This window comes from Sphingomonas montanisoli (assembly GCF_008274695.1).
Lineage (GTDB): Bacteria > Pseudomonadota > Alphaproteobacteria > Sphingomonadales > Sphingomonadaceae > Rhizorhabdus > Rhizorhabdus montanisoli.
In genome coordinates this window covers 1,096,477-1,122,510 of sequence record NZ_VTOU01000001.1, presented here as the reverse complement: position 1 = coordinate 1,122,510, position 26,034 = coordinate 1,096,477, and the positions used below count along the sequence as shown (strand labels likewise).

Genomic DNA, 26,034 nt, shown 5'->3' with positions numbered 1-26,034 from the left:
CTTTGTCGCGTTGATAAGGCGTCTGCGGCCGGCAAAGGCCGGCGTGGGTGCGACAAGGGGGTCTGGTTTGCGTTTCTGTTCGCTGCTGATGGTGTGCAGCGCCGGCATGGGTCTGGCGACGATTGCCAATGCCCAATCCAACGATGAATTGCTGAGCGATCCCGCCTTCGACGGGAGCCTGCCCGCGCTGTCGGCAACTGTGGCTCCGTCCATCGATGCGCCCGAAGCCGCGCCCGCCGCCGATCCCGAACTGACCGCGCCGCTGCCGCCGATCGCGACCTTCGATAGCAATCCGCCGCCGACGATCGACGTGGCCGACGAAAAGGCGCCCGAGGTCCGGTACAAGCTGGTCATCGACGGGTTGAAGGCGATCGGGCTCGAAAGCGAGTTCCGCGATCTTTCGGCCTTGCTCAGCGACGGTCGGGACGCCGCCAACGCCGCGCAGGTCTCCGCCCGCGCCGATGAGGACGTCCAACTCGCCGAGCGGCTGATGCGCAGCGAGGGCTATTATGACGCCATAGCCACCACCGCGATCGACACATTGCCCAACGCGACCAACAGCCTGACGGTTAAGCTGACGGCGACGCCCGGGCTGCGCTACACACTGGGCGACATCCGCATCACAGGTGCCGCGCCCGAGCCCGAGGGCATCGCTCGCGAGGCGCTGACGATCAAAACGGGCGATCCGATCGTCGCCGCAGACATCCAGAGCGGGGAGGCGAAGATTGCGCTGCGCCTGCCCGAGGCCGGCTACCCGTTCGTCAAGGTCGGGCAGCGCGATATCCTGCTCGACGAACGCGATCATCGCGGCGACTACAGCCTGCCCGTCGATGCCGGCCCCAAATCGAGCTTCGGATCGATCCGCACCGATGGCGACCCGGTGTTCACCCCCGACCATCTGACCGTCATCAGCCGCTTCGATCGGGGCGAACTCTATGACAGCCGGCAGGTCGACGATCTGCGCCAGGCATTGATCGCGACGAGCCTGTTGGGGACGAGCGCGATCGAGCCTGTACGCACCGGGCAGACTGCCGCCGACGGGACCGAAATCGTCGACGTGCTGGTCACGCAGAGCAAGGGACCGGCGCGACAGCTTGCCGCGAGCGCAGGTTACGGCACCGGCGAGGGTATCAAGCTCACCGGTTCATGGACGCATCGCAACCTGTTTCCGCCCGAAGGTGCACTGACGGTCGAGGCGGTGGCGGGCACGCTGCAACAGAGCGTTGGTACCACTTTCCGCCGATCGAATGCCGGGCAGCGCGACCGCGTCTTCGCGCTCGGTGCCTCGGTCGCGCGGCAGGATTTCGATGCCTATAATGCACAGACGCTCACCCTGTCGGGCAGCCTTTCGCGCCAGAGCACCCCGATCTTCCAGAAGCGGTGGACGTGGAGCGTGGGCGGCGAGCTGATTGCGACGCGCGAGACCCCGTTCGAGATTGCTACGCTCGATCGCGATCGAAATACGTACTTCATCGCCGCGATCCCGCTACAGATCGGCTATGATCGATCGAACAGCCAGCTCGATCCGACCAGGGGTTTTCGCCTGTCCGCGCGGCTCAGTCCGGAGGCGCAAAAGCGCAGCGGCGGCGGCTTCGATGTCTATGGCAGGATGCTGGCCGAAGGCAGCGCTTATTATCCGATCAGCGACGCGATTACGCTTGCTGGTCGCGCGCGCGTGGGATCGATCCTTGGTGCTGCGCGCGACGATATCGCGCCGTCGCGGCGGCTCTATTCGGGCGGCGGCGGATCGGTGCGCGGCTTCGGCTATCAGCAACTCGGCCCCAAGGATATCGACGACAAGCCGATCGGTGGCCGATCGCTGACCGAGTTCGCGCTCGAGGCGCGCTACCGCTTCGGCGACTATGGCATCGTGCCCTTCTTCGATGCTGGCCGCGTCGGCGAATCCTCGACCCCGTCGATCAAGAACATGCGCTACGGCGCGGGCATCGGCGTGCGTTACTATACCAATTTCGGGCCGTTCCGGATCGATGTCGCGACACCGATCAACCGGCAGCCGGGTGAATCGAGGCTCGCCCTCTACATTTCGATCGGGCAGGCTTTTTAATGGCCGACACCGAAACCGCCGCCGCCCGCCCGCGCTGGCTGGGCTTCGCCAAATGGGCGGGGATCGCCATCGCCGGCCTGCTATTGCTGGTGGTGTTGGCGGTGCTGGGACTCGATACCGCGCCCGGACGGCGCTTCGTGGTCGATCGGGTCGCCGCCTTCGAGACCGCGTCCGGCATGAAGGTCGGCATCGGCCGGATCGACGGATCGCTTTACGGCCGGATGACGCTGCGCAGTATCGAGTTGCGCGACACGCAGGGTACGTTCGCCCGCGCGGGGGAGGTCACGGTCGACTGGCGGCCCTTCGCTTATCTCGGCAGCAGCAAGGTCGACGTGCGCGAATTGCTGTCGCCCGAGATACGCTTGCTCCGCATGCCCGCTCTCAAGGCAGTGCCGCCCGATCCGGACGCGCCGATCCTGCCCGATATCGACGTGGCGATCGGCCGGATCGCGATCGATCGGATCGTGATCGAACCGCCGGTGACTGGGAAGCTCCATGTCGGGCGCCTTGCCGGATCGGCCGATATCGCGAGTGGCCGTGCGCGGGTGACACTCGACGCGCGCACGCTGAAGGTGGCGGGCGCCGCCGGGGGTGACGTGCTGACCCTGCGTCTCGATGCCGTGCCAGATGCCAACCGCCTTCAGGTCGACGCCGCGCTGGTGGCTCCGATCGGCGGCTTGGTCGACAGTTATGCGGGCCTCGGCAAGCCGCTGGCGGTCAAGCTCGCCGGACGGGGTGACTGGAAGGCGTGGGACGGTTCGCTCACCGGCCGGGCCGGCGATGCGCCGCTCGCCGATATACGCCTCACTGCGCGCGACGGCACCTTCACGATAAAGGGCGATGCGATGCCGGGCGCGATCCTGGCCGGCCCCGCCGCGCGGCTGACCGCGCCGAAGCTGGTGATCGACATGGCCGCGACGCTGGGCGAACGCCGCGCCGACCTGCGCTTTGCCGCGCGGTCTGATGCCGTAGCAGTCGACGGATCGGGTCTCGTCGATCTTGGCCGGAACAGCTTCGGCAATCTGAAGATCGCCGCGAAGCTGCTGACGCCCGGGGCGATCGCCGACAATGTGCGCGGGCGCGATGTGGCGCTCAACGCCACGATCGACGGCCCGTTCTCGACCCCGACGATCGCCTATGATCTGTCGGCGACCACGATCGGCTTCGGATCGATGGGAATCGAAGGGCTGCGCGCGCAGGGCAGGGCCGTGATCGATGCCAAGCGCATCCTGATCCCCGTCCATGCGACCGCACGGCGCGTGACCGGGCTTAACGCCGCGGCTGGCGGGCTCCTGACGCGCCTGGCGATCGACGGCGACCTCGCCTGGTCCGACGGCCGGCTGATGTCAGATAATATGCGCCTGCGATCGTCGCAGATCGACGCGACCGCGCTGATCCTCGCCGATCCGGCGAAGGGGCGATATACCGGCGCGATCAAGGGTCGCGTCAACGATTACCGGATCGACGGGCTGGGTCGGATCAGCCTGACGACCGATGCAAAGCTGGTGCCGGGCCCCAAGGGCGGCTTTGGCATTCAGGGCGTCGTTCGCCTCGTCACCCGCAGCCTCGACAATGCCACGCTGCGCGACACGCTGGGCGGCAATGCGGTTACGACCGCGCGCTTCGGCTTCGACGAGAACGGCACCGCTTCGCTCACCGGTCTGCGGCTGACCGCTCCGGCGTTCAGGATCACGGGCGGACGCGGCAGCTACAATATCGATACGGGTCGAATCGCGCTCGATGCGCGGGCGATGTCGAAACTCTACGGCCCTATCGCTGTCACCGCATCGGGCACGCTCGAACGCCCGCTGGTCCGGCTTCGCGCCGCGCGACCGGGGCTTGGTGTCGACCTGCGCGATCTCCGGGCCGAACTGCGCGGCGTGCCGGCGGGCTATGCGGTGCGCGCGACCGGGCAGACGGCTTATGGTCCCCTCGCCGCCGACCTGATCGTGCGAAGCGGGCGCGGACCGTTGGCGATCGACATCCGCAAGGCGACCTTCGCCGGAATCGATGCGAGCGGACGTCTCACCCAGACTTCGGCGGGCCCGTTCGCGGGTATGCTCACGCTTGCCGGATCGGGGATCAACGGCACCGCGCGCCTCTCCGCCGCTGGTGCGGATCAGCGCGCCGACCTCGACGTCAGCGCCAATGCCGCGCGGATTCCCGGCACGGTTCCGATCACGATCGGCGCAGGCAAGATCAGCGCCAGCGCGGTCCTTGCTTCCGCCGGCCCGTCGGTCACCGGTCGCTTCGCGTTGCAGGACGTGCGCCAGGGCGAGACGATCCTCAACCGTGCGCAGGGGCGCGTGGCTTATGACAAGGGGCGTGGCACGATCGCGCTGGTGGCGGATGGACGCAGCGGCGTGCCGTTCGACGTGCGGATGCAGGCATCGCTGGCCCCAGAACGGATCGTGGCCAATGCAAAGGGGCGCGCCAACGGCATTGCCTTCTCGCTCGCCGCTCCCGCCGTCATAACCAGGACGGGCAGCGATTGGACGCTCCAGCCGACGACATTGGTGGTCCCGCAGGGCAAGGTCGACCTGAGCGGCACCTATGGGCGCGCGACCACGCTCAAGGCGCGGCTCGCCAATATGGACGTGTCGATCGCGCAAGCCTTCATGCCCGGCCTCGGGCTGGGCGGCCGGGCGACGGGCACGATCGACTATAGTCAGCTTGCCGGGGCTACGGTGCCGTCGGTTCGCGCGCGTTTGGATATCGCGCGCTTCACCCGCACAGCGGCTTATGTCGTATCGACCCCGGTCGATATCGCGCTGCTTGGCACGCTCGGCGATGGTGGTGGCGAACTGCGCGCGCTGATCCGGCGCGGAGGTGGCATCGTCGGACGGATGCAGGCGCGGCTCGCGCCGTTGGGTGAGGGCGCGACCCTGTCCGATCGCCTGTTCGCAGCGCCGCTATCCGGAGGCATCCGGTATAATGGCCCTGCCGAGGTGCTGTGGACGCTGACGGGCATCGGCGGGCAGACCGTCAGCGGGCCCGTTGCGGTCGGTGCGGATTTCGGTGGGCGGCTCGACCGGCCGACCCTGACCGGCGTGGTGCGCGCCAATGCGCTGCGTTACCAGAATGACAGCTACGGCACGGTGATCAGCGATCTCACGGTCGATGGGCGCTTCACACAGTCGTCGCTGATCCTCACGAAGCTGACCGGCAAGGCGGGCAGCGGCACGGTGAGCGCCAGCGGCACGATCGGCCTCGATGCGGCGAGCGGCTTCCCGATTGACCTGAAGGCGGAACTCCGCCGTGCACAGCTCGCGCGCAGCGATGCGCTGGGCGCCACTGTGTCGGGCACGATCGCGATCACCAACAGCAAGGCTGCCGGCGCGCTGATCAAGGGCGATCTGACGATTCCCGAAGCGCGCTACCAGATCATCCGGCAGGGTGCCGCCGAGGTACCCGAACTGACCGGCATCCGCCGCCGTACCGACCAGCCGGTGAAACCGGGCGCAGCGCCGGATGGCGGTGTTCCGAGCAACTGGAAGCTCGACATCCGCATCCGCGCCGACAACAAGTTGTTCGTCAGCGGCATGGGGCTGGAGGCCGAATGGGCGACGGACCTGCGCGTCGGCGGCACGGCCACCGACCCACGCGTCACCGGCGCGCTGAAGGTCGTGCGCGGCACCTACAGTTTCGCCGGCCGCCGCTTCGATCTGGATGAGGATGGCGAGGTCCGCTTCCAGGGCGGACAGATCGCCGATCCCCAGCTCGATCTTTCGGCCGATACGACGGTCGAGGGGGTCACGGCGACGATCAATATCGGCGGCCGCGCGATGAACCCGCAGGTGACCTTCACGTCGACGCCCAATCTGCCGCAGGATGAGGTGCTGTCGCGCCTGCTGTTCGGAAGCTCGGTGACATCATTGTCGCCGACCCAGGCGATCCAGCTCGCCGCCGCACTCAATTCGCTGCGCGGATCGGGCGGCGGGCTCAATCCGCTCGGCAAGTTGCGCTCGGCGTCGGGGATCGATCGGCTGCGCGTGCTGGGCGCGGACAAGACCGCCGGTCGCGGCACCGCGCTGGCCGCCGGGCAATATATCTCGAACGATATCTATGTGGAGATCATCACCGACGCGCGCGGCTTCACCGCCACGCAGATCGAGATCGCCTTGTCCAAGGCGCTGAGCATCCTCAGCCAGACCGGCTCGTTCGGTGGATCGAATGTCGGCCTGCGCTATTCGAAGGATTACTAAGCCGCGCGGGCCTGCTGTTCGCGGTCCAGCGCGCTGAGCAGCGGATAGAGGACGGAGATTTCGCTCTGGATCCGCTGGCGGACGTGGAAGCGGATCCGACCGGCCGCCTGGAGATATTCGTCCCAATGGCGCTCGATCTCGGGGGCGTTCCACCGGGCGATATGCCCTGCCGCGTCGCTCATCCGCTGCCGTGCATCGTCGCGCAGGGCCATTACTGCCGGATCGTTGCGGTCCTTGAGCAACGCCGGATAGACGTCTGTCTCCAGAAAGGTGAGCCGGTTGCGGCTCGTTACCATCAGCCGCAATCGCGCGCTGGAGAGGACGGCGATGGCCGGCCGGCCGCTCCGGACGAGGGCATCGATGGTGCCTGTGGCGTCGAGCGCGTCGGCATGGAAGGAGCGAAGTCGGTTGAGCACGCTTAAGCTAAGCGCGCATCAGGTTAACGGCTTCTCTGCCTTTGCCGGAGCGTCCGACTAAAGTTGGGCGCAGCGCGCGATTAGTGGCGCGCTTTGGCGATCATGTGGACGATGCCGGCCAAGGCGATACCGGCCACGAGACCCAATATGCCCGAAGCAGTGGCTGTCACGACCCAGTGGATGACGGCCGATCCGGCGCTCGACAGGCTGGCTGCTGTTCCGGCCAGCGCCTCTATCATATGGGCCGGCTGGGGCCATCCGAGCTGTTCGAGGCCGTGGACGATAATCCCGCCGCCCACCCAGATCATCGCCGCCGTGCCCACCGTCGCGATGATGCGGAACACGACAGGCATCATCCGGACCAGCCCATCGCCGATGCTGCGCAGCGGCTCGGCCCGGCGCGCGAGATGCAGGCCGATATCGTCCATCTTCACCAGGATACCGACCACGCCATAGACCACGACAGTGATCGCCAGGCCGACGGCGGCGAGCGCGATCGCCTGCGTCAGCAGGGGAAGATTGCCGACCTCGGCGAGCGCGATCGCCATGATTTCCGCCGACAGGATAAGGTCTGTACGGATCGCGCCAGACACACGTTCCTTTTCCAGCGCGACCGGATCGGTAACGGGCGCTGCCTCGGTTTCGTGCGAGGCTCCAGAAACCGCTTCCCAGACCTTTTCTGCACCTTCGAAGCAAAGGTACAGGCCGCCCAGCATCAGGATCGGCGTGATGGCCCAGGGCGCGAAGGCGCTGAGCAGAAGCGCGGCGGGCAGCAGCAGGAGAAGCTTGTTGCGTGCCGAGCCGAGCGCGATCTTCCAGATGATCGGCAACTCGCGTTCGGGCGTCAAGCCGACGACATAGCTTGGAGTCACGGCGGTATCGTCGACCACGACGCCCGCCGCCTTTGCACCAGCCTTGCCTGCAGCGCCCGCGACATCGTCGAGCGAGGCCGCAGCCAGCTTCGCGATCCCGGCCACGTCGTCGAGCAGCGCGATCAGTCCGGTCGCCATGTTCCTGTCGTCTCCCCGCGTGTAAAACCCACGGCACGAATAGATCGAGGCGGGCGAAGTTCCCCGCTCGGATCGGTCGAAGCCTGACGGCGTCTATGACGGTGAAAACGCGAACGGGCCATGGCAGATGAGGCGTCGGGCCAAAAAGACTAGATCGAACGAGCCTCGGCAAGGCGGGTCTGCAAGTCCGCGACCTGCGCTTCGAGTCGGGCGACGGTCTCGCGAAGCGGCTCGACCGCGGTGGCGATCTCCGCCTCGGTAAAGCGTGGCGTGATGTGCTGCGGGCAGTTCCAGTCGAAGGACTGGAGATGCAGCCGGTAGATGCGCTCGATCCGCGCGCGATAGCCGGGGACGGTCACGTCGCGGGTCAGGTCGGGATCGGCGTGAACATCGAGCACGTCGATATGCACGTAGATCTTGAGCCGCGCGCGGCGCGGATAGTCCATCAGGAACAGGCACGCCCGGTCGCTGGCGCGCAGATTGCCGGTGCTGATATATTGGCGGTTGCCGGCATAGTCGGCGAAGGCGAGGGTGCGGCTGTCGATCAGCCGCACGAAGCCCTTTGGGCCGCCCCGATGCTGGACATAGGGCCAGCCCGTTTCGGACACCGTGGCGATGTAGAAACTATCGCGATCGGCGATGAACGCCGCCTCGCGATCGGAAAAGGCATCGAAGGCGCGGTCGCCCGCGAAGTCCATCCAATGCTTGTCGACGCCCATGCCCGCCTGAACCTCGCGAACGCTGGGCGTGATCGCGGTCTCGAGAAAGCCGTAGGGCATCGCCATCTCCCCATAACGTCGGCGCCGGCTGTCGATCGACGGCCGGCGCGCGGAACGACATCATGCTCTTACGCAAGCGGGGGGGCAACGGGCCCGTAAGCGTCGAAGTAGAAGGCGAAGCGCTTGCGCAGTTCATCGCGCGACGCGCCGAAATCACGCTCGATATTATAGCTGACCTGGCCATGTTTCCCGCGGGGGTGCGTATCGACGAAGTGGCGGATTTCGGCATCGGCCTTGTCCGATAAAGGCAGCCCCGCCTTGCGCTGGACGGCGTGCACGAACGACATCTCGTCCTTCATCAGCGCCTCGAAGGGCACATCGACGCGCTGCGCCTCGGGCCAGACATCGCGATCCTGCACGCTGGCGCGCAGCAGTTGCTCGACGCGGTCCGCCCAATAGTCGAATACCCAGCGGGCATCGATATCGGGGTAACGGGCACGTTCGGCATAGGTCATCATCGTCGCCGCCGACTGGATCGCGTCGACGGGGTCGCGATAGGTCATCACCACGATCGCGTCGGGATAGACCTTCTTGAGCACCGGCAACTGCTCCAGATGCTGCGGGCATTTGTTGACCCAGCGGGTCGGCCCCCTCTTGTGCTGGAGAATCTTCAGGACCGTGCGCTGATATTCGTAGTGTGACGTCTGGTCGGTCGATGTGTGGAAATCGCGCCACTTCGGCACGCGCGACATCCATTCCCAGAAATAGGTCGCGAAGTCGGGGCACATGAGGAACAGATCCTCATCGAAATCGTCCGGCCCGACGAGGTGCATCGCGGCGGTCAGCGGGGAGGATGCCATCGCCGCCTCATGTTCGGCGACCGCGCGGGTGTAGCGCGGATCGATCCCATCCGGGCCGATGGGCTTCAGCGGATTGGGCAGCGGCTCGTTACCCTCCCACATTGGCAGCGATCGCAGGCGGCTGTCGGCGGCGAGCAGGTTGAGCAGGTGGGTCGTGCCCGATCGGGGCAGGCCAACGACGATGATCGGGCGGTCGATCACCTCGTCATGCACGTCCGGATGTTTCTTCAGATAGTCCTGGATCAGCAGGCGATTGGCGGCATGACGGCTGGCGACGTCGAACAGGATCATGCGATTGAGCGCGGTCATCCGCGTATCGCCGTTCCATTCGTCGACCAGGCGCGTTAGCCGGGGCCGGAAATCGTCCGGGCCGAAATCGGTGAGGCCGGTATCCTTGCGCGCCTTGCCGAGGATAGCTTCGACCGACAGCTCGATCGGATTGGCGGCGGCGTAGGCGAGCCCGCCCTTCACCGCGTCGGACAAGACCGGGTTCAGCAGGTCGGTGATCTCGATCTTGTTGCTCACGCTGCGCCTCCAACTGCCTGTTCGAGTTTCGCGACATGCGCGCGCAGCCATCCGGCCTCCCAGAAATTGGGCGGATCGGTGCGGGCGAGCAGCGCGCGATGTGCGTCGAGCGAGAGGGCGAGCGCGCTGCGATCGGCCGGCGCCTTGGCCAGCGCGACTTCGGCGAGGAGTTGCGCCACCTCCGGATCGCCCGCGTCGAACTTGGTCCGTCCCAGCGCCACAACGGCATCGACGCCCGCGAGTGCCGCCAGATCGGCGTAGATATCGGCGGGTTGCGCCGCATACATCTCGCTGGTCGCGCGGGCCTTGAACCAGCCCATATATTGTTCCCAAACGGTGCGGACGACAAAGCTGATCTTGCCGTAGCCTTCACCGACATAGAGGTGATCGGGCAGCTTCACCTCGCGCATCAGTGTGAAGATGTCCTTGCCCGCATTCATCCCGTCGAGCGTGGTCTGGTGGACGTAGGATACGGCGTCGTGGAGCCGATCGAGGCAGGTGCGGATCAGGTCGCGCCCGACGATCGGTTCAAAATGGCCGGTGATCAGCAATGCGGGTTCGAGATCGCGCACGCGGCGCAATGACGCCAGATAGGGTTCGGCGAAGCGGTAACGATCGCCCCGGATTGTGACGAGGTTCGGGAAATGCGGGAACAGTGGCCCGAACATATTGCCGGTGAAAACGATGCGATGCTGCGGCAAGTGGATGGCGAGGCTGTCGACCGTCTCACCCCCCGGAACCGAGAGCAGTTCGAGATCCAACCCGCCCAGCGTGAAATCTAGGCGATCGTCGACAAGGATGTCGGGCTTCGGCACGTCCTGCAGCGGCGCGGTGCCGGGCGCGTGCAGCGTCGCGGTCTGCATGGGAAACCAGGTCGACGACTGGATATTGCGGACCGTCTTGATCCGCTGATCATCGGCCTGGCAGTCGCCATTGTTCTTCTGCGCGATCACCTTCGTCTCGGGCTGGCGAAGCTGCGCGACGCCGCCGACATGATCGACATGCCCCTGCGTCAGGATCAGATAGGGCAGGGGGCCTGACCGGACGGGGGCGAGTTCCTTCGCGATTGTCGGTGCCTCGAAGCCCATGCCGGCATTGATCTGAATGTCGCCCTCGGTCGTCTTGATCAGATACACGTTGGAAACCGAAGGCACGCAGTGGATGAAATCGTTGATCTGGAAACGCTGACCCTCGCGAGCAATTTGCAGGCTCCACATATCGGGTCGCTTGGCGACGAGATCCCGGACGACGTCCATAGTTATTCTCCGTGTCAGCCGAGGGTGAGGATGCGGATGGGATCGCTGCCGTCCCAGTCGCGCGCAGCCTCGCGCGTCATCGCGGCGAGGCCGGGATTGCCGCCGGGCATGCACAGGATTTCCAGCAGGGTGCCGTCGCCGCCCTTGGTGTCGACATAGATCCATTCGGGACCGAAATGCCGACCTTCGTGGACCACGTCATATCCTTTCTCCGCCGCCAGCGCACGCGCGGCGGCCATGTCGTCGACGACGATGCAGGTGTGGTGGACGCCGTCCTTCCCGGCGTCGAACCAGTCGCTGTAGATCGATTTTCCGGGGTTCTTCTGCCGGATGATCTCGATCTGCATCTCGCCCCAATTGCCGAGTGCGATGTCGAGGACGATGTCCTTCTCGACCCCATAAGCCGCGGTCCATTCGGCCTGATTGTCCTGCAGGATGAAGAAGGGGCCGGCGCCCTTGTTCAGCCAATGCTGGATCGCGCCATCGAAATCCTGCGGCACGAACGCGATCTGCATGATCCCGCCCATGTCCGCCAAAGTCGGTGTTTTTGCCATGTCGATCACCCCTGAATGGAAAAGCCGCCGTCGACGGCGAGGGTCTGTCCGGTAATGAAGGAGGCCGCCGCGCTGCTCAGGAACAGCGCCGGCCCCGCGCAATCCTCGGCCTGGCCGATGCGGCCCAGCGGGGTGCGCGCGACGAACGGCTCCGCAAAGCCGGGATAATCGAGCGCGGGCTTGGTCATCCGCGTCTCGATCATGCCGAGTGCGAGCACGTTGGCGCGAATATTGTGGCGGCCCCAGGCGACCGCCATCGCGCGGGTCAGGCCCAGCAGGCCGGTCTTGCCCGCGCCATAACCGGGCACAGCCTCGATCCCGAACAACGACGACATCGATCCGATGCCGGTGATGACCCCGCCGCCGCGCCGCTTGCTCGCGCCCAGCCGGTCCTTGAGCGCATGCGAGAGGCGATATGCCCCGACCAGGTGCATGTTCACGGCGCGCGCGAAGACGTCCGGCTCCCACTCGTCGAGGCCCACCGCCATCATGCTCATGCCGGCATTGTTGATGAGGATATCGACTTCGCCGACCGTGGCCGCCACCGTATCGATCGCGGCGGCATCCTCCATGCTGGCGAGTTGGAGGTAGCGATAGGCCGACAGATCCTCGTCATAATCGGCGGGCCCACCGCGCGTGCCCGTGATCGTCACGCTCGCGCCGTCGGCGGCATAGGCCGCGGCGATCGCAGCGCCGATGCCGCTGGTGCCGCCGGTAATCAGAACCCGTGCGCCCTCATGTTCCATGGTGGCTTCCTCCCCTTGATCTTATGAATATTCGACCAGCACCTTGGCGGCCCGTTCGGGATCGGAGGCGATCGCGAACGCCGCCAGAAAATCGCCGCCTTGAAAGCGGTGGCTGACCATCGGACCGACATCGACCGCGCCGGAGCCGACCAGATCGAGCATCTGCGCGAACTCATCACCATAAGCGCAGGCGGTGGTGATCGTCAGTTCGCGCGCGAGGAGTTGCTGAAAATCGATCTGGACCGGCTTCTTCTGCACCGAAACCACGCATAGCCCCGCGCCCGGCGCGGCCATCGCCAAGATGTCGCCGATCACTGGCGCGCCCGAAGCCTCGATATAGCGGCTCGTCGCGGCCATCTCGCCGAACCAGCTTTGCGCGGTTCCGTGCAGACGCTTGAGTGCGTCGGCGACGTCCTCCGCGCGCGGATCGATCACGGCGTCGGCGCCCAGCACCAGGGCACGCTCGCGGCGAAAGGCCGACAGGTCGATCGAGACGATATGGTCGACGCCGTTACGCTTCAGGTTGATGATCGTCGCCAGCCCGATCGGCCCGGCGCCGAAGACCGCGACGCGATCGCCCTTGCCCGCGCCCGAGCGGTTGGCCGCATGCGCGCCGACAGCGAGCGGCTCGACCAGGGCGGCGTCCTCGAACGCGACATGATCGGGTATCGGCAACAGCGCTCCGGCTTGGTCGGCAACGCCGCGCACGAGCAGATGCTCGGCAAAGCCACCTTCCGGGCCGCCATTGCCGATCAGGTTCGTCGTCGGATTGACGATCACGCGCTGGCCAACCGCGAATCCTTCGACCGCTTCTCCAACCTGCGCGATCGTGCCTGCGAGTTCATGGCCCAACGGAACGGGGCGATCGGATGGCCCCGCGACGCCACCCATCGCGACATAGCCGATATCGCTGCCACAGATACCGGCACGCGCGATGCGGACGACGACATCGTCGGGCCCGGCGACGGGCGCGTCGATCTCGTCGAGGCGCAGGTCTCCCGGTCCGTGAACAAACGGAACCTTCACGACATCCTCTCCTATCCGCCCGGTGGTTCTAGGCCGCTCGGGTCGATGGGATGATCAAGCCGCGACTTTGCCGGCGGATCAACCGCCGCGGTTTAGGCGTTTCGGAGTTTCGGCCACGAAGGCCGCGATCAGTGTCGCGAGCGCAGTCGGAAGGCGGTTGGCGTCTCGCCGGTCGCGCGGCCGAAGGCGGTGGTGAAGCTGCCCTGCGTGGTGAAGCCGAGCCGCGCTGCGATCATCTTCATCGGCATGTCCGTGGTCGTCAGCCATTCGCACGCCCGCGCGCAGCTTACGTCCTGCAGCCGATCGCGCAGCGTTGTGCCGAACGATTGCCTGAACGCGCGGCTCAGATGGCGCTCGCTCAACCCGAGCAGGGTCGCAAGCTCGCCGACGGTCGGTATCGGCCACTGCGCATCGTCTAGCCGGGCGTCGAGCCGGGCGATCTGATACGGCGTCAGTCCACCCTGATCGTAGCTGTTGTCCTGCCCGAAACCCAAGGATCGCAGCAGATTGACGATCAGCAGCGACGCCATGCCGTCGACATAGGATCGGCTGGCAAAGCCCGGCTGCGCCAGCTCGGCCGACAGACCTTCGAGCAACTGGCGAATCGGTGTAGCGGACAGGTTGACGCTTTGTGTGAGCTGTTGCGCCTCCCAGTTGAGCTTGCGTCCGCTCACGGCGTCGAAGCGCTTCTGGCTGATCCGGCAGCGCAGGATCGTCTGCCGTCCTCCGTCATTGCGGGCCAGCAGGGTTCGGCCTGCGGGCTGGAAGGCAATCTGGCCCGTGGGCGTATAATCCATGTCGGCGCCGACGAAGCGGCTGCGGCTGTTGCGCGGCGCTTCGGACAGGCACAGTCCGAACGAGTGGTGGTCGTCGACGAACGCCATCTCGGTCGCGCTGTCGAACCGAAAATCGGAGACGTCGAGCACCATCCCGGGAAGTGCGATCCGGCGCACGACGTCCACATCATAAGCGGCTTGCTGCATCGTGATCGCCACGGCGCTCTCCTGTCGGTCCCGCTCTGTGGCGAGTTCATCGCCGAGGCTGATCTCGACGACGGCGAAATTGTGCACCGTGCAGCTTCGCTCGTCCAGCGTCCGTAGTATCAGGACTCCGGATCGGCTCCGGCGAGGATGGCTTCGATCTTCGCTGCCGACGTTTTGAATACGGTAGCGAGTCCATCGACCGTCGCACCCCGCCGCGCGAGGTCGCGGATCCGTCCCGCATCGACGACGGTGGTGAAATGGCGGGTGTCGCGCTCCACACGGATTTCGCCGGTACGGCGAAGCGATCCGGACGGGCGGCGCTTGGGTGCCGGCTCCTGATCGCTCGCCTCGGAGGATCGGCGTGCGGGGAGGGCGTCCAGCCGCGCGGACCGCCGCGCCTCGCGCTCACGCGATGCCTCCTCCCGCTCGGCCGCTCGGCGATCGGCGCGTCCCTGCGCCATCTCCGCACGTTCGGCGGAGCGCCGCTCGCGGGCTTCCTCGCGGGCACGGGCGCGATCATCGCGGTTCGAAGGGAGCAGTGGGTCGGTCACGGATCATCCGGGTTAGAGGACGGGGCCGTCCTCATAGCGAGGCGGCAGAATCGCGCCAGCTAGAACCAGATGCGGATGCCCGCGACGAAGCCGGTGCTCTTGGGATCATCGCCGTCGGCGCGGGCATAGCGGGCCGTTTGCCCCACCTTCGCTTCGTGCGAGACGCCGACATAAGGCGCGAACTGGCGAGTGATCTCATACCGCAGTCGCAGGCCAAGCTCGGCGCTGCTCAGGCCCGCGCCGATCCGGTTTTCGCTAACGTCCTGCGCGGCGAGATTGAGTTCGACGCGCGGCTGGAGGACGAGGCGTTGCGTGAGTCGCTGGTCGTAGTAGGCTTCGAACCGACCGAGCACGTCGCCCTTGTCCGACAGGAAGGCGGCGGCTTCGACCTCGAACCAGTAAGGCGCGAGACCCTCGACCCCGACGACTGCATAGGTGCGCGACGGATCGGGTCGGAAATCGTGACGGATACCCGCCTGCAGGTTGAAATACGGGCCGATCGCGCGGCTGTAGAGCGCCTGGATCTCTGCGGCTTCGACGCCCCCGCGCCGCGCGCCTTCGCCCTCGGTCTTGATCGTCAGCCGGTTTATGTCGCCGCCGAACCAGCCTTCACCGTCCCAGCGATAGCCGTCGCTGCCTTTGCGTGCCTGCACTTCGGCGATGTTGAACATGATCAGCGCCATTGTCTGTCCGCCGCCTTCACGCATCATCATGTGCCGCGCCTCGGCCATGGCGGCGGGGGCAAATTGGCGGTCGGCATAATGATCCATCGGGGCGGCCGGGGCGGGGGCGTTGCCGGCAGGAAGGTTGGTGCCCGTCGGCTCGCCCGGCGACATGTCGTGGCCTTCATGGCCGGCCGACATGTCCATGTCGCCCATGCTGCCCATGTCGAGCCCCTCGTGGCCGGTGGCCGGCTGGGCGGCGGGTGGCGGCATGTGGTGCGAATGATCCTGCGCGACGGCGGGCGAGGCGAGCGCGACAAGAGCGAGGCAGGCAAGCCGCATCATGCCGCATCCCCCTTCGGACGAACGCTCACGACGCGCATCATCCCGGCCGCCATGTGGTAGAGCATGTGGCAGTGGAACGCCCAGTCGCCCACGGCATCGGCGGTAAAATCCCACGTGACGATCCCGCCCGGCTGGACGATCACGGTGTGCTTGCGCGGGGCATGATCGCCGTGGCCGGTCACCAGTTCGAAGAAGTGGCCGTGAATGTGGATGGGGTGCGCCATCATGCTGTCGTTGATCAGCTTCACGCGCACCCGCTCCCCTTCGACGAAGGGGATGGGTTCGTGCACGTCGGACATCTTCGCCCCATCGAACGACCACATGAAACGTTCCATATTGCCGGTCAGGTGGATGTCGATGCTGCGCGAAGGGGCGCGGACGTCGGGGTTGCGATCGAGCGCCATCAGGTCGCGATAGACCAGCACCTTGTGCCCGACATCGGCGAGGCCCTGGCCCGGATCGCCGGTGCGATCGACCGGCATGGGGGATAGGGTCTGGACGCCCGGCCCGCGCTTCACCTGCGGGGCATTGGCGAAGTCGCGCATCGCCATGTCGTGGTTCATGCCGCCCATGTCGTGGCCGCCGTGGCCCATCGCGGCGTGATCCATGCCGGCGTGGGGTGGAGGGGCTTCGGTGGTCGTCGCCAACTTGCGCGAGGCATTTTGTTCGGCGCTGGGATCGACGGCGCGGGGCGCGGCCTCACCGCCCATGTCCATCCCCATGTCCCGCATCGTGGCGAGCGGACGGGGGCGGAGCGCGGGGACGGGGGCGACCATGCCCGCGCGCGGAGCGAGCGTGGCGCGCGCCATGCCCGATCGATCGACCGCCTCGCCGACGAAGGTGAAGGCGCGGTCCTCGGCCGGGGTGACGATGACGTCATAGGTTTCGGCGACGCCGATCTGAAACTCGTCGACCTCGACCGGCATCACATTCTGCCCGTCGGCCTGCACGACCGTGAGCCGCAGGCCGGGGATGCGGACGTTGAAGTTGGTCATCGACGATGCGTTGATCACGCGCAGGCGCACGCGCTGCCCCGGCGTGAACAGGGCCGTCCAGTTGTCGGCGGGGCCGTGGCCGTTGATCAGATAGGTGTAGGCCGCACCCGTCGCGTCCGAAATATCGGCCGGGTCCATCCGCATCGCGCCCCAGGCGAGCCGATCCTTTAGGCTCTGGTCGCGATCGCCGATCAGGCCCGACAATGTCTGGCGCTGGAAGTTGAAGTGGCCGGGATTGACCTTCATCCGGTGGAAGATCGCCTCGGGCGACAACTGGCTGTGATCGGACAGCAGGATCACATGCTCGCGATCGGCGGCGACCGGATCGGCGCCGGCGGGATCGATGATGATCGGGCCGTAGAGGCCGATCTGTTCCTGAAAGCCCGAATGGCTGTGATACCAATAGGTGCCGTTCTGCCGCACCGGGAATTGGTAGAGATAGCTCGATCGCGGCCTGATGCCGGGGAAGGAGACGCCGGGCACGCCGTCCTGTTCGGGCGGCAGCAGCAGGCCGTGCCAGTGGAGCGAGCTGTCCTCGTCGAGTTCGTTGATCACGTTGAGGCGGACATTCTGCCCCTCGCGCAGCCGGATCAGCGGGGCGGGGACGGTGCCGTTGATCCCGACAGCCGGCGATCGGCGGCCGTCGATCGTCATCACCTGCCGCGCGATGCGCAGCGTGATATCCTCGCCCGAGACGGTGGGCAGCCCTTCGGACACCGGCTGGGCCCAGGCGGGCATGAACGCGGCAATGCCGCCGAGAGCCAGCGACCCACGCAGGATCGCGCGGCGATCCACCATCGGCCGGTTCACTTGACGAGCATCCAGATTGCCATTGCCACCATCATCAGATTTTCGACCAGCGACACGAAGCCGAGCGGCACCTTGCTCGAACCGCCCACACAGGCGCATTTGATCTCGCGCTTGTCGATATAGACGGCCTTGAACACCGATACCGCGCCGATCCCGCCGATGACCAGCGCGATGGGTGCCGAGAGCCACGTCAGCACGCCCGCCGTCATCAGCACGCCTGCCGCGCCCTCGGCAAAGGGATAGGCGTAGGAATAGGGCACCCAGCGGCGTGCGAGCAGATCGTAATTCAGGAACATGGTCGCGAAGCGCTCGACATACTGCAGCTTGAGCAGCGCCAGCACGCACATGCTGATCGAGATGAACCATTCGCCCGCGCGCATCCCATGTTCGGCCTTGAAGGCATCGGTTTCGGCGCGCGTGGTGAGCCAGCGATCGTCGACCGTGTAGCCCCGGCTTTCGAGCAGGTGTTTGGCCTTCAGGCCATAGGGGCAGATGTGGGTCGGCATCACCATGCGGTGGAGCGTCGCCTGCCTGGGCGGATGGGCGGTCATATGCGGGTCTCGTCGGCCTTGCGATGGATCGGACCCGACCCCTATAGGTGCCGTACCATAGTACGGAGTCAAGGCGTGAACGGGCTGACGATCGGGAAGCTGGCGGCAAAGGGCGGCGTGGGCGTCGAAACGATCCGTTATTATCAGCGGCGCGGGCTGCTGACGGAGCCGGCGCGCGGCGATGGCGTGCGCCGTTACGGTGATGAGGATGTGCGGCGGCTGCGCTTCGTGCGGTCGGCGCAGTCGGCGGGCTTCACGCTGGAGGAGATTGGCGAGTTGCTGGGGCTGGACGCGGTCGACGATCGGGCGCGGGCGCGCGAACTTGCGCGGGCGCGGATCGCGGCGATCGACCTGAAGATCGAAGAATTACAGGCGGCACGCGCCTCGCTGTCGCGGTTGACGAAGGATTGCGCGAAGGGCGGCGCCGGGCCGTGCCCGATCATCGCCGCCTTCGATCATTGAGGGGCAGGCGCTTCCTCAGCCAGCCTCCGACATCGGCCGGATCTCGATGATCCGATCGCCCGGTTCGAGCGCGGCGGAACCCGGCTCCCAGAAGCCGATCGCGCTGCGCTCGCGATAGATGCGGACGCCAAGCCCGGTCTCGATCGCCGACAGCGGCTTACCGATTTCGGCCGGCGCCACCGCGCGTTCGCGCAATGAAACCCGCCCGCTATGATTGGCCAGATCGGCCAGATAGTCGGCCAGATGCTCGCTCTGTGTGGAGCCGGCGAGGAGCAGACCGGCGAAGCTGGCCGGGTTGATCACGGTGGTCGCCCCCGCCTCCCGCGCCAGCCCTTCATTATCCTGCGAGCGGATGATCACGCTGACGGGCACGCCCGGTGCTACGCCGCGCGCGGTGAGCGCGATCAGGATAGTGGTGTCGTCGCGCCCGGCGGCGATGATGATCGATCGAGCGCGGACGATCTGCACGGCTTCGAGCGTCGCGTTGCGCGTCGCGTCGCCCAGCAGGACGTTGACCCCGCAATGCTCCGCCGCGTCGATCGCATCGGCATTGGCATCGATGACCACGATCGTGGCGGGATCGGTGCCGCGGCGCACGAGTTCGGCGACGGCCTCCGTGCCTGAGGTTCCATAGCCCACGACGACGATATGATCGTGGAGCCGGTTCTGTATCAGCTTCATGCGCCAGCGCTCCCAAACGCCCTTGAGCAGAAAATCATAGGCCGTCCCCAGGAAGATGAGCCACACGAACAGGCGGATCGGGGTGACGACAAAGGTATCGAACAGGCGCGCCTGTTCGGTGACGGGTACGATGTCGCCATAGCCGACGGTCGTGACCGTGATCATCGTGAAATAGAGGACGTCGACGAAGCTGACCGATCCATCGACATTGTCGCGCAGCCCGTCGCGATCGAACCAGTGGCCCGCCAGCGCAATCCCGACCAGGGCGAGAGCCAGCCCGATCCGCCAGAGGATCGACAGCCAGACGGGCACATCGCTGCGGCGACGCAAGGGTGCCGATGTCTTGAGCCGCCCTCTGGTCAACCGATGTCCCTTCATCCATCGCGCGCTGATAGACGCCTCACGACGCCGATCGATCCACGCGGGGATTAGCGCTCCAGACTATATTCGTCGATCAGCGGCGGGATGGGGTGGAAGTGGCCGAATTCGTCGCTGAAGCCATGATCGGCGCCCAGTTCGGCGGACCAGCGGTGCTGGCCGGATAGCGCCGCGCGATCGGGGCTGGCGGCGAGGTGGGCGATGGCACGGCCGGTGTAACGCGGAGTTTCAGGCGGCTGGCCGGGCAAGGCATGGCCGTTGGGCCAGACCGAGGCGATCGTGACGCCCAGTTCGCGCAGATCGAGCGCGGCGTCGCGGGTCAGCCGCTCGATCGCGGCTTTTCCGACGCCATAAGCGACGTTGTAACGATAGGCGGTCCCCGCGCGACCCGAGATGTTGACGATCAGCCCGGCGCGACCGGCTTTGGCGGAGTCTGCGAGCAGAGGCGTCGCGTGGCGGATCGCGGCATAAGCGGCGCGGGTGGGGATGGTGACGACCTGTTCGAACAAGTCGGCGGAGGTTTCCCAGATGCGCTGGCCGATGGAGGGGAAGAATTCGCCTGCCAGGAACACGCTGTTGATCAGGATGTCGATCCCGCCGTGCCGCGTGCGGATATCGTCGATCAGGCGGCCGACCGCGTCATAATCGGCGCAGTCGCAGGCGATCGCCTCACCGTCTCCGCCCATCTCGCGGATCATGTCGATCGTCTCCTGCGACGATCCGCCGCGTGCGCCTTCGCTCGCGCCGGTCGAGCGCGAGACGGCGATGACATAGGCGCCTGCCCCGCCCAGCTCGATCGCGATGCCCCGGCCTATGCTGCGGCTGGCGCCCAGCACGAGCGCGACCTGGCCGGCCAAGAGATTTGGGTTCGTGTCGGTCATGGTCCTGCTCCTCGCGCCTTTTTGGGGAGCTTCGCACCCGATCCTCCGCCCATCAATGCGCGAAGTGCGATTTTCCGGAGGGCGACAGGATCGCCTTGATGTCTGCCGAATAGAGGCGGCCGACGTTGAGTTCGACGCCCGATGTCAGGCGCACGCGGAAGCGACCGTAACCGGCGGGGAGCAGGCTTTCGATCCGCTGGCGCTGGACGATGGTCGATCGATGAACACGCAGGAAGCGTTCGGGGTCGAGCCGCGTCATCATCCCGGCCATCGTTTCGCGCAACAGGAAGCCGCCATCACCGCTGTTGAGCCGCACATAGTCACGCTCGGCACCCACCCATTCGATGTCGTCGACATTCAGGCGGACGAACTCGCCGCGCCGCTGCACCCAGATCTCGCGCTCGTAGCGGTCCTGCACCTCCAGCGCGCGGCTGGGTGCGCGCAATGCTTCGATCAACGCGCGCAGTTCGGCCTCGCGCCCTTCGGCGTCGGCGGCGTGGATCCGCTCGCGACAACGCGCGAAGGCGGCGCGGAGGCGATCGAAGTCGACGGGCTTGAGGACATAATCGACAGCGCTCACCTCGAACGCGCGGGTGGCGAAGGCGTCATAGGCCGTGACGAACACGACCTGCGGGGCGCGCTCGCCCGAAAGCGCACCGACGACGTCGAAACCGGTCATCCCATTCATGCGGATGTCGAGCAGCACGACGTCGGGATCAAGCCGCGCGATCGCGTCGAGCGCTTCCGGCCCGTCGCTCGCGGTGCCGATCAGGCGCGCTTCGTCCATATGGTTGACCGCGATTTCAAGCCGGCGAAGCGCCAGCGGCTCGTCATCGACCGCGAGGACGCGCAGCGGGGCCGACATCAGGCGGCCACCAGCGGCATGGTGAGTTCGACGCCGAAGCCGTGGGTGGACGCGACCGCGCGAACCTGAGCGCGATCGCCGAAGCGCGCGGTCAGTCGCTGGCGGACATTGTCGAGCCCGACGCCGGTGCCGACAGGCGCGCGCGTGTCCATGCCCGCGCCGTCGTCGCGCACTTCGATGATCAGATCCTGCATATTTTCGCGTGCGCCGATGTGGAGGTTGAGCCGCTTGCGTCCGTCCGACATGCCGTGGCGGATCGCATTTTCGACGAGTGGCTGGAGGAGGAGGCCGGGAAGCCGCGCCTCGTCCAGCGCGGGCGGCAGATCGATGTTAACGCGCAGACGGCTGCCGAAGCGCGCCTGCTCGATCTGCAGATAGAGCCGCTGCAGCGCCATCTCGTCCGCCAGCCGCACGTCGCGCAAGGGATCGCCGTCCAGCGTGGTGCGGAAGAAGGTGGCAAGCGCGAGGAGCATCCGTTCGGCATCGCCGCTGCGCCCGTCGAGGATCAGGGCGGAGATCGAGTTGAGCGTGTTGAACAGGAAGTGCGGATTAACCTGGAAACGCAGCGCGCGGATCTGCGCGACATGCGCCTGGCTTTCAAGCTGCGCGAACTGGCGCTCGCGCTCGCGCATCTCGCCATTATAGGCGAAAGCCAGGGCCGCGCCGGCCCACAGACCGATCGGGGCAAGCCAGACGATCGATCCGCGCATGAAGCGGATCAACGTCATTGGCTCTGGATGCAGCAGCAGGTTGACAGACAGGTTGGTGAGCAGGGTGAAAGCGCAGGCGCCGGCCGTCATCGCCGCTATGGCGGAGAGCAACTGCCAGCGCAGCCGCCAGCCGCGACCCGCGTGGATCGCCATATAGATGGCGTAGCAGATCAGCGCCCCGAACGCGCAGCACAGAAGCTCGACCGGCTGCAGGAAGAAGATCGCATAATCGATCGCGAAGCCGATCAGCGAATAATCCTCGAGCGCCTTGAGCCCCAGATATTCGGGATCGGTCAGCACATAATAGACGCAATAGATGAACTGGAACGCGACCCAGTAGATCGCGATCAGCGCGAACAACAGGCCATGATCGGCCGGAATGCTCCGCCTGCTATGATCGATTCCGTTATTGGGAACAGCATCTTGGCCCATGAAGGCCATGTCCCATCCACAAGCGGCGAAGTCGATTGCCGTTCGTCGATGCGTCGTGCCGTTCGTCGATCAGCTTCGCCGTTGAAAGCGTGCCGCGCCTCTTCGTCGCGTCGCATCTTACCGGCTGCTTCGGCGCCAGCTTAGCAATGCCTCAGTTTGATCGGCGCAGAGTGCGAAAGAAGCATGCGCCGGACAATCGACAATCAGAACGGATGCGCGCGGGCCGGGAGGGCCGCGACAGCCATCATTGGGGCTTAAGCAAGATGAACCTTTCACGATCCCTGATCCTCCGCGCACTATTGGGCGGCGGTTCGGTCCTGTCGGCCTGTGCCGCACTGGCACCGATCAGCCCGGCGCACGCGCAGGATATCAGCTCGGCCGCGATCAGCGGACAGGTGGTCGATCCTACGGGCGCTCCCGTAGGCGGCGCGACGATCACCGTCAGTGCTGATGCGCGCGCTCTCAGCCGCACCGTCACCAGCGGCCCCGATGGCTCCTTCTCGGTCGTGCAGCTTCCTGTCGGCAGCTACACGCTCAAGGCCGAGAAGGCGGGCGTCGGCGCAGTCGAGATGACCGGCGCGATGGTCGCGCTGGGCGGATCGAGCTTTGTCGTGAAACTGGCCGAAGTCGATGGCGCGCCGATCATCGTCACCGCCGCCAAGGCGCGTGAGCTCGATTTCTCGCAATCGGCGACCGGCCTCGTCATCGACGTCAAGGAAACCTTCGATCGCGTGCCGATCGCGCGCGACGTGGCCGCGCTCCAGCTGCTCGCGCCGCAGACGACGGCGGGCGACAGCGCGTTCAACAGTTTGACGGGTGGCACCAACGTCGCGTTGTCGGGCGGTTCGGTGGCCGAGAACATTTATTATGTGAACGGCATGAACATCACCAACTTCCGCACCTTCCTGGGCGGCGGTCTGGTGCCGTTCCAGTTCTATGATCAGGTGCAGATCAAGACGGGCGGCTATCAGGCCGAATTCGGCCGCGCGACCGGCGGTGCGGTGATCGCGCTGACGCGGTCGGGCAGCAACGACTATGCTGGCGGCTTCAACGCCTACTGGTCGCCCAGCGGCCTCCGGTCGCGGGCGCGCGACACCTACATTTCGAACAATGATCGCGACAAGCGACAGGATTATGAGGGCAATCTCTGGGCCTCGGGTCCGATCATCAAGGATCGGCTCTACTTCTTCGGCTTCTTCAACCCGCGCTACCGCAGCGAGTTCGACGCGACCCAGCCGATCAACGGTTCGGTGACCGAAACCTTCGCCAAGTCGAAGAAGCCATTCTTCGGCGGAAAGATCGATTTCGACGTGACCGAGGATCACCGCCTGGAATTTACCTATTTCAACAACAGCAATGCGGAAGAAGGCACGATCCGCACGCGGGTGCTGTCAGGGGCGGTGCCCGATCTGGTGACGCCGTACAGAGTGTCGGTCGGCGGAGACAATTATATCGGCAAATATACCGGCCACATCACCGACTGGCTGACCATCTCGGCGCTCTACGGTCGCACCGATGCGGATCAGACATCGTCGAGCACGCAGCCCTATATCGTCGATCAGCGTTCGGGCACGGCGGTGCAAATTGCGGGCCATCCCGATGCGACGCTCGACAGCGGTGCGGATCGTCGCGAACTCTATCGCGCCGACGTCGACATCTTGGCCCACCTGCTGGGCGAACATCACATCCGCTTCGGCGTCGACCGCGAGGATCTGTCCTCGCGCGTGTCGACCACCTATTCGGGCGGCGTTTCCTATCGCTATCTGCGGGCGGGGGCCACGGGCGCGCTCAATGGGTTGATCCCGGCGAACACCGATTATGTCCGCGTCCAGTATCTCGACCGCGCCGGCGCGTTCAAGGCGCAGAACACCGCCTTCTACCTGCAGGACAATTGGGACGTGAACGACCGGGTCAACCTGAGCCTGGGCGTCCGCAACGAGACCTTCGAAAACCGCACCGCCTCGGGCGAGGTGTTCACCAAGCTCAAGAATCAGTGGGCGCCACGCCTGGGCGCGACCTACGATCTGTTCGGGGACAAGAGGACCAAGTTGTCGGGATTCTTCGGCCGCTATTACCTGCCGGTCGCCGCCAACACGAACATTCGGATGGCGGGCAACGAATATTTCACGCGCGCCTTCAACATCCTGAACGGGGTCGATCCCGCCACCCGCCTGCCGACGCTGGGCCGGGAGGTCAGCTTCCAGGTCCTGTCCGATAGTGCGGGCTCCGATCCGCGCACGCTGACCTCGCAGAACCTTAAGCCGCAATATCTCGACGAGTTCATGATCGGCGTGGATCAGCGGATCGGCGAACGGTGGCGCGTGGGCCTGAACCTCACCCACCGCAACCTCAAGAGCGTGCTCGAGGATACCGACCTCGGCTATACGATCGCCAATTTCTGCGCGACGCAGAATATGCCCGGGTGTAACCCGAATGCGGTGCCGGCATCGTACGGATCGGGCGGCTATGTACTGCTCAATCCGGGCAAGGACGCGATCATCAATGTTGATCTGACCGGCAACGGTCAGCTGACCCAGATCACCATCCCCGCCGCGATCGTCGATCTGCCCAAGGCCAAGCGCAAATATTGGGCGGCAGAGGCCAATTTCGATCGTACCTGGGATGGCACCTGGCAGCTTTCGGGCAGCTATGTCTGGTCGAGCCTGAAGGGCAATTACGAAGGCGGGGTGAAGTCCGACAACGGGCAGGACGATACCGGACTGACGCAGGACTTCGACGAGCCCGGCTGGATGGACGGCGCCAATGGCTATCTGCCGAACCACCGCCGCCACACCTTCAAGCTCTACGGCGCCTATGCGGTGACCGATCAGATTCAGCTCGGCGGCTTCGCGCGGCTACAGAGCCCGCGCAAGTTCGGTTGTATCGGCGTTTATGACGAGGCGCTGGGCGGCGCGGGCCGCGCGGCTACCGACACGTCGGCGTCCTGGTATTGCAACGGCCGGCTTGTCGGTCGCGGCAAGGCGCTGGAAAGCGACTGGCTGAAGCAGATCGATCTGTCGCTGTCCTACACCGTCAAGATCGCTGGGCTAAAATCGTTCCAGCTACGCGCCGACGTGTTCAACGTCTTCAACTGGAAGTCGAAGCTCGATCTTCGCGAATATGGCGAGGACGACGGCGGCAACCCCGATCCCAATTATGGCAGGGTGACCAGCTATCAGGCGCCGCGCCAGGTCCGCTTCGGCGTGTCGATGGATTTCTGACACGCCGGGCCACGGCCGGTTTTCCCTCTACGCACCCCAAGAAAGCCGGCCGTGGCATATCGTTCATCCCCGGATGACGCTCCATCGAGCAGCATCTGCTTCCTCCGCTCCGATGTTTTCGCGCT

21 protein-coding genes are annotated in these 26,034 nt (G+C 65.8%); 4 read left to right on the top strand and 17 right to left on the bottom strand.

Features of this window, described 5'->3' with window-relative positions:
• Positions 1-67 precede the first annotated feature (67 nt).
• Both FYJ91_RS05560 and FYJ91_RS05555 read left to right on the top strand, forming a co-directional pair.
• Positions 68-2,065, top strand: a complete 1,998-nt coding sequence (locus tag FYJ91_RS05560) for an autotransporter assembly complex protein TamA (protein WP_246152445.1) — start codon at positions 68-70, stop codon at positions 2,063-2,065.
• Positions 2,065-6,270, top strand: coding sequence for a translocation/assembly module TamB domain-containing protein (locus FYJ91_RS05555; RefSeq protein WP_149521245.1), 4,206 nt, complete (start codon positions 2,065-2,067; stop codon positions 6,268-6,270). The genes FYJ91_RS05560 and FYJ91_RS05555 overlap by 1 nt, the downstream gene beginning before the upstream one ends.
• Here FYJ91_RS05555 and FYJ91_RS05550 read toward each other — a convergent pair.
• From FYJ91_RS05550 to FYJ91_RS05490, 13 genes are all read right to left on the bottom strand, one after another.
• Positions 6,267-6,686: a hypothetical protein gene (locus tag FYJ91_RS05550; protein WP_149521244.1), complete on the bottom strand. Its 420-nt coding sequence runs from the start codon at positions 6,684-6,686 to the stop codon at positions 6,267-6,269. The genes FYJ91_RS05555 and FYJ91_RS05550 overlap by 4 nt on opposite strands.
• Before the next feature lie 80 nt (positions 6,687-6,766).
• Positions 6,767-7,696, bottom strand: coding sequence for a DUF808 domain-containing protein (locus tag FYJ91_RS05545; protein ID WP_149521243.1), 930 nt, complete (start codon positions 7,694-7,696; stop codon positions 6,767-6,769).
• A gap of 149 nt (positions 7,697-7,845) precedes the next feature.
• A complete protein-coding gene (locus FYJ91_RS05540; protein WP_149521242.1) occupies positions 7,846-8,475 on the bottom strand; it encodes a pyridoxamine 5'-phosphate oxidase family protein in 630 nt (209 codons plus the stop codon).
• A gap of 68 nt (positions 8,476-8,543) precedes the next feature.
• Positions 8,544-9,800, bottom strand: a complete 1,257-nt coding sequence (locus FYJ91_RS05535; protein ID WP_219822557.1) for a sulfotransferase family protein — start codon at positions 9,798-9,800, stop codon at positions 8,544-8,546.
• A complete protein-coding gene (locus FYJ91_RS05530) occupies positions 9,797-11,056 on the bottom strand; it encodes an MBL fold metallo-hydrolase (RefSeq protein ID WP_181008363.1) in 1,260 nt (419 codons plus the stop codon). Before FYJ91_RS05530 ends, FYJ91_RS05535 begins: the two co-directional genes overlap by 4 nt.
• Before the next feature lie 14 nt (positions 11,057-11,070).
• Positions 11,071-11,610: a VOC family protein gene (locus tag FYJ91_RS05525; protein ID WP_149521239.1), complete on the bottom strand. Its 540-nt coding sequence runs from the start codon at positions 11,608-11,610 to the stop codon at positions 11,071-11,073.
• A gap of 5 nt (positions 11,611-11,615) precedes the next feature.
• Entirely contained in the window at positions 11,616-12,356 is a 741-nt protein-coding gene (locus FYJ91_RS05520) for an SDR family NAD(P)-dependent oxidoreductase (RefSeq protein ID WP_149521238.1), read from the bottom strand.
• A 21-nt stretch (positions 12,357-12,377) separates the two neighbouring features.
• On the bottom strand, positions 12,378-13,382 hold the full coding sequence (locus FYJ91_RS05515) for a zinc-dependent alcohol dehydrogenase (RefSeq protein ID WP_149521237.1): 1,005 nt from the start codon (positions 13,380-13,382) through the stop codon (positions 12,378-12,380).
• Positions 13,383-13,510: 128 nt separating this feature from the next.
• Entirely contained in the window at positions 13,511-14,452 is a 942-nt protein-coding gene (locus FYJ91_RS05510) for an AraC family transcriptional regulator (RefSeq protein ID WP_149521236.1), read from the bottom strand.
• Between the two features lie 32 nt (positions 14,453-14,484).
• Positions 14,485-14,916 carry a hypothetical protein gene (locus FYJ91_RS05505; protein WP_246152444.1) on the bottom strand — a complete coding sequence of 144 codons (432 nt, stop codon included), beginning with the start codon at positions 14,914-14,916 and terminating at the stop codon, positions 14,485-14,487.
• 59 nt (positions 14,917-14,975) lie between these two features.
• A complete protein-coding gene (locus FYJ91_RS05500) occupies positions 14,976-15,923 on the bottom strand; it encodes a copper resistance protein B (RefSeq protein WP_149521235.1) in 948 nt (315 codons plus the stop codon).
• Positions 15,920-17,716: a copper resistance system multicopper oxidase gene (locus FYJ91_RS05495; RefSeq protein WP_149521234.1), complete on the bottom strand. Its 1,797-nt coding sequence runs from the start codon at positions 17,714-17,716 to the stop codon at positions 15,920-15,922. Before FYJ91_RS05495 ends, FYJ91_RS05500 begins: the two co-directional genes overlap by 4 nt.
• 8 nt (positions 17,717-17,724) lie before the next feature.
• Entirely contained in the window at positions 17,725-18,279 is a 555-nt protein-coding gene (locus FYJ91_RS05490) for a MauE/DoxX family redox-associated membrane protein (protein WP_149521233.1), read from the bottom strand.
• A gap of 75 nt (positions 18,280-18,354) precedes the next feature.
• On the opposite strand from FYJ91_RS05490, the gene FYJ91_RS05485 reads away from it, so the two are divergent.
• The gene (locus FYJ91_RS05485; RefSeq protein ID WP_246152443.1) at positions 18,355-18,741 is read left to right on the top strand and encodes a MerR family transcriptional regulator; all 387 of its coding nucleotides are present in this window, start codon (positions 18,355-18,357) and stop codon (positions 18,739-18,741) included.
• A gap of 15 nt (positions 18,742-18,756) precedes the next feature.
• On the opposite strand, the gene FYJ91_RS05480 is transcribed toward FYJ91_RS05485, so the two are convergent.
• From FYJ91_RS05480 to FYJ91_RS05465, 4 genes are read right to left on the bottom strand one after another with little or no spacing between them, the layout of a single operon-like run.
• Positions 18,757-19,800 carry a potassium channel family protein gene (locus tag FYJ91_RS05480; RefSeq protein WP_149521231.1) on the bottom strand — a complete coding sequence of 348 codons (1,044 nt, stop codon included), beginning with the start codon at positions 19,798-19,800 and terminating at the stop codon, positions 18,757-18,759.
• A gap of 50 nt (positions 19,801-19,850) precedes the next feature.
• Entirely contained in the window at positions 19,851-20,681 is an 831-nt protein-coding gene (locus FYJ91_RS05475) for an SDR family NAD(P)-dependent oxidoreductase (RefSeq protein ID WP_149521230.1), read from the bottom strand.
• A gap of 52 nt (positions 20,682-20,733) precedes the next feature.
• Positions 20,734-21,546 (bottom strand): LytR/AlgR family response regulator transcription factor, encoded by an 813-nt coding sequence (locus tag FYJ91_RS05470; RefSeq protein ID WP_149521229.1) that lies wholly within the window; start codon positions 21,544-21,546, stop codon positions 20,734-20,736.
• Positions 21,546-22,697: a sensor histidine kinase gene (locus FYJ91_RS05465; RefSeq protein WP_149521228.1), complete on the bottom strand. Its 1,152-nt coding sequence runs from the start codon at positions 22,695-22,697 to the stop codon at positions 21,546-21,548. Before FYJ91_RS05465 ends, FYJ91_RS05470 begins: the two co-directional genes overlap by 1 nt.
• 254 nt (positions 22,698-22,951) lie before the next feature.
• Between FYJ91_RS05465 and FYJ91_RS05460 the strand changes: the two genes are divergently transcribed.
• Positions 22,952-25,909, top strand: a complete 2,958-nt coding sequence (locus FYJ91_RS05460) for a TonB-dependent receptor (RefSeq protein WP_181008362.1) — start codon at positions 22,952-22,954, stop codon at positions 25,907-25,909.
• Positions 25,910-26,034 lie beyond the last annotated feature (125 nt).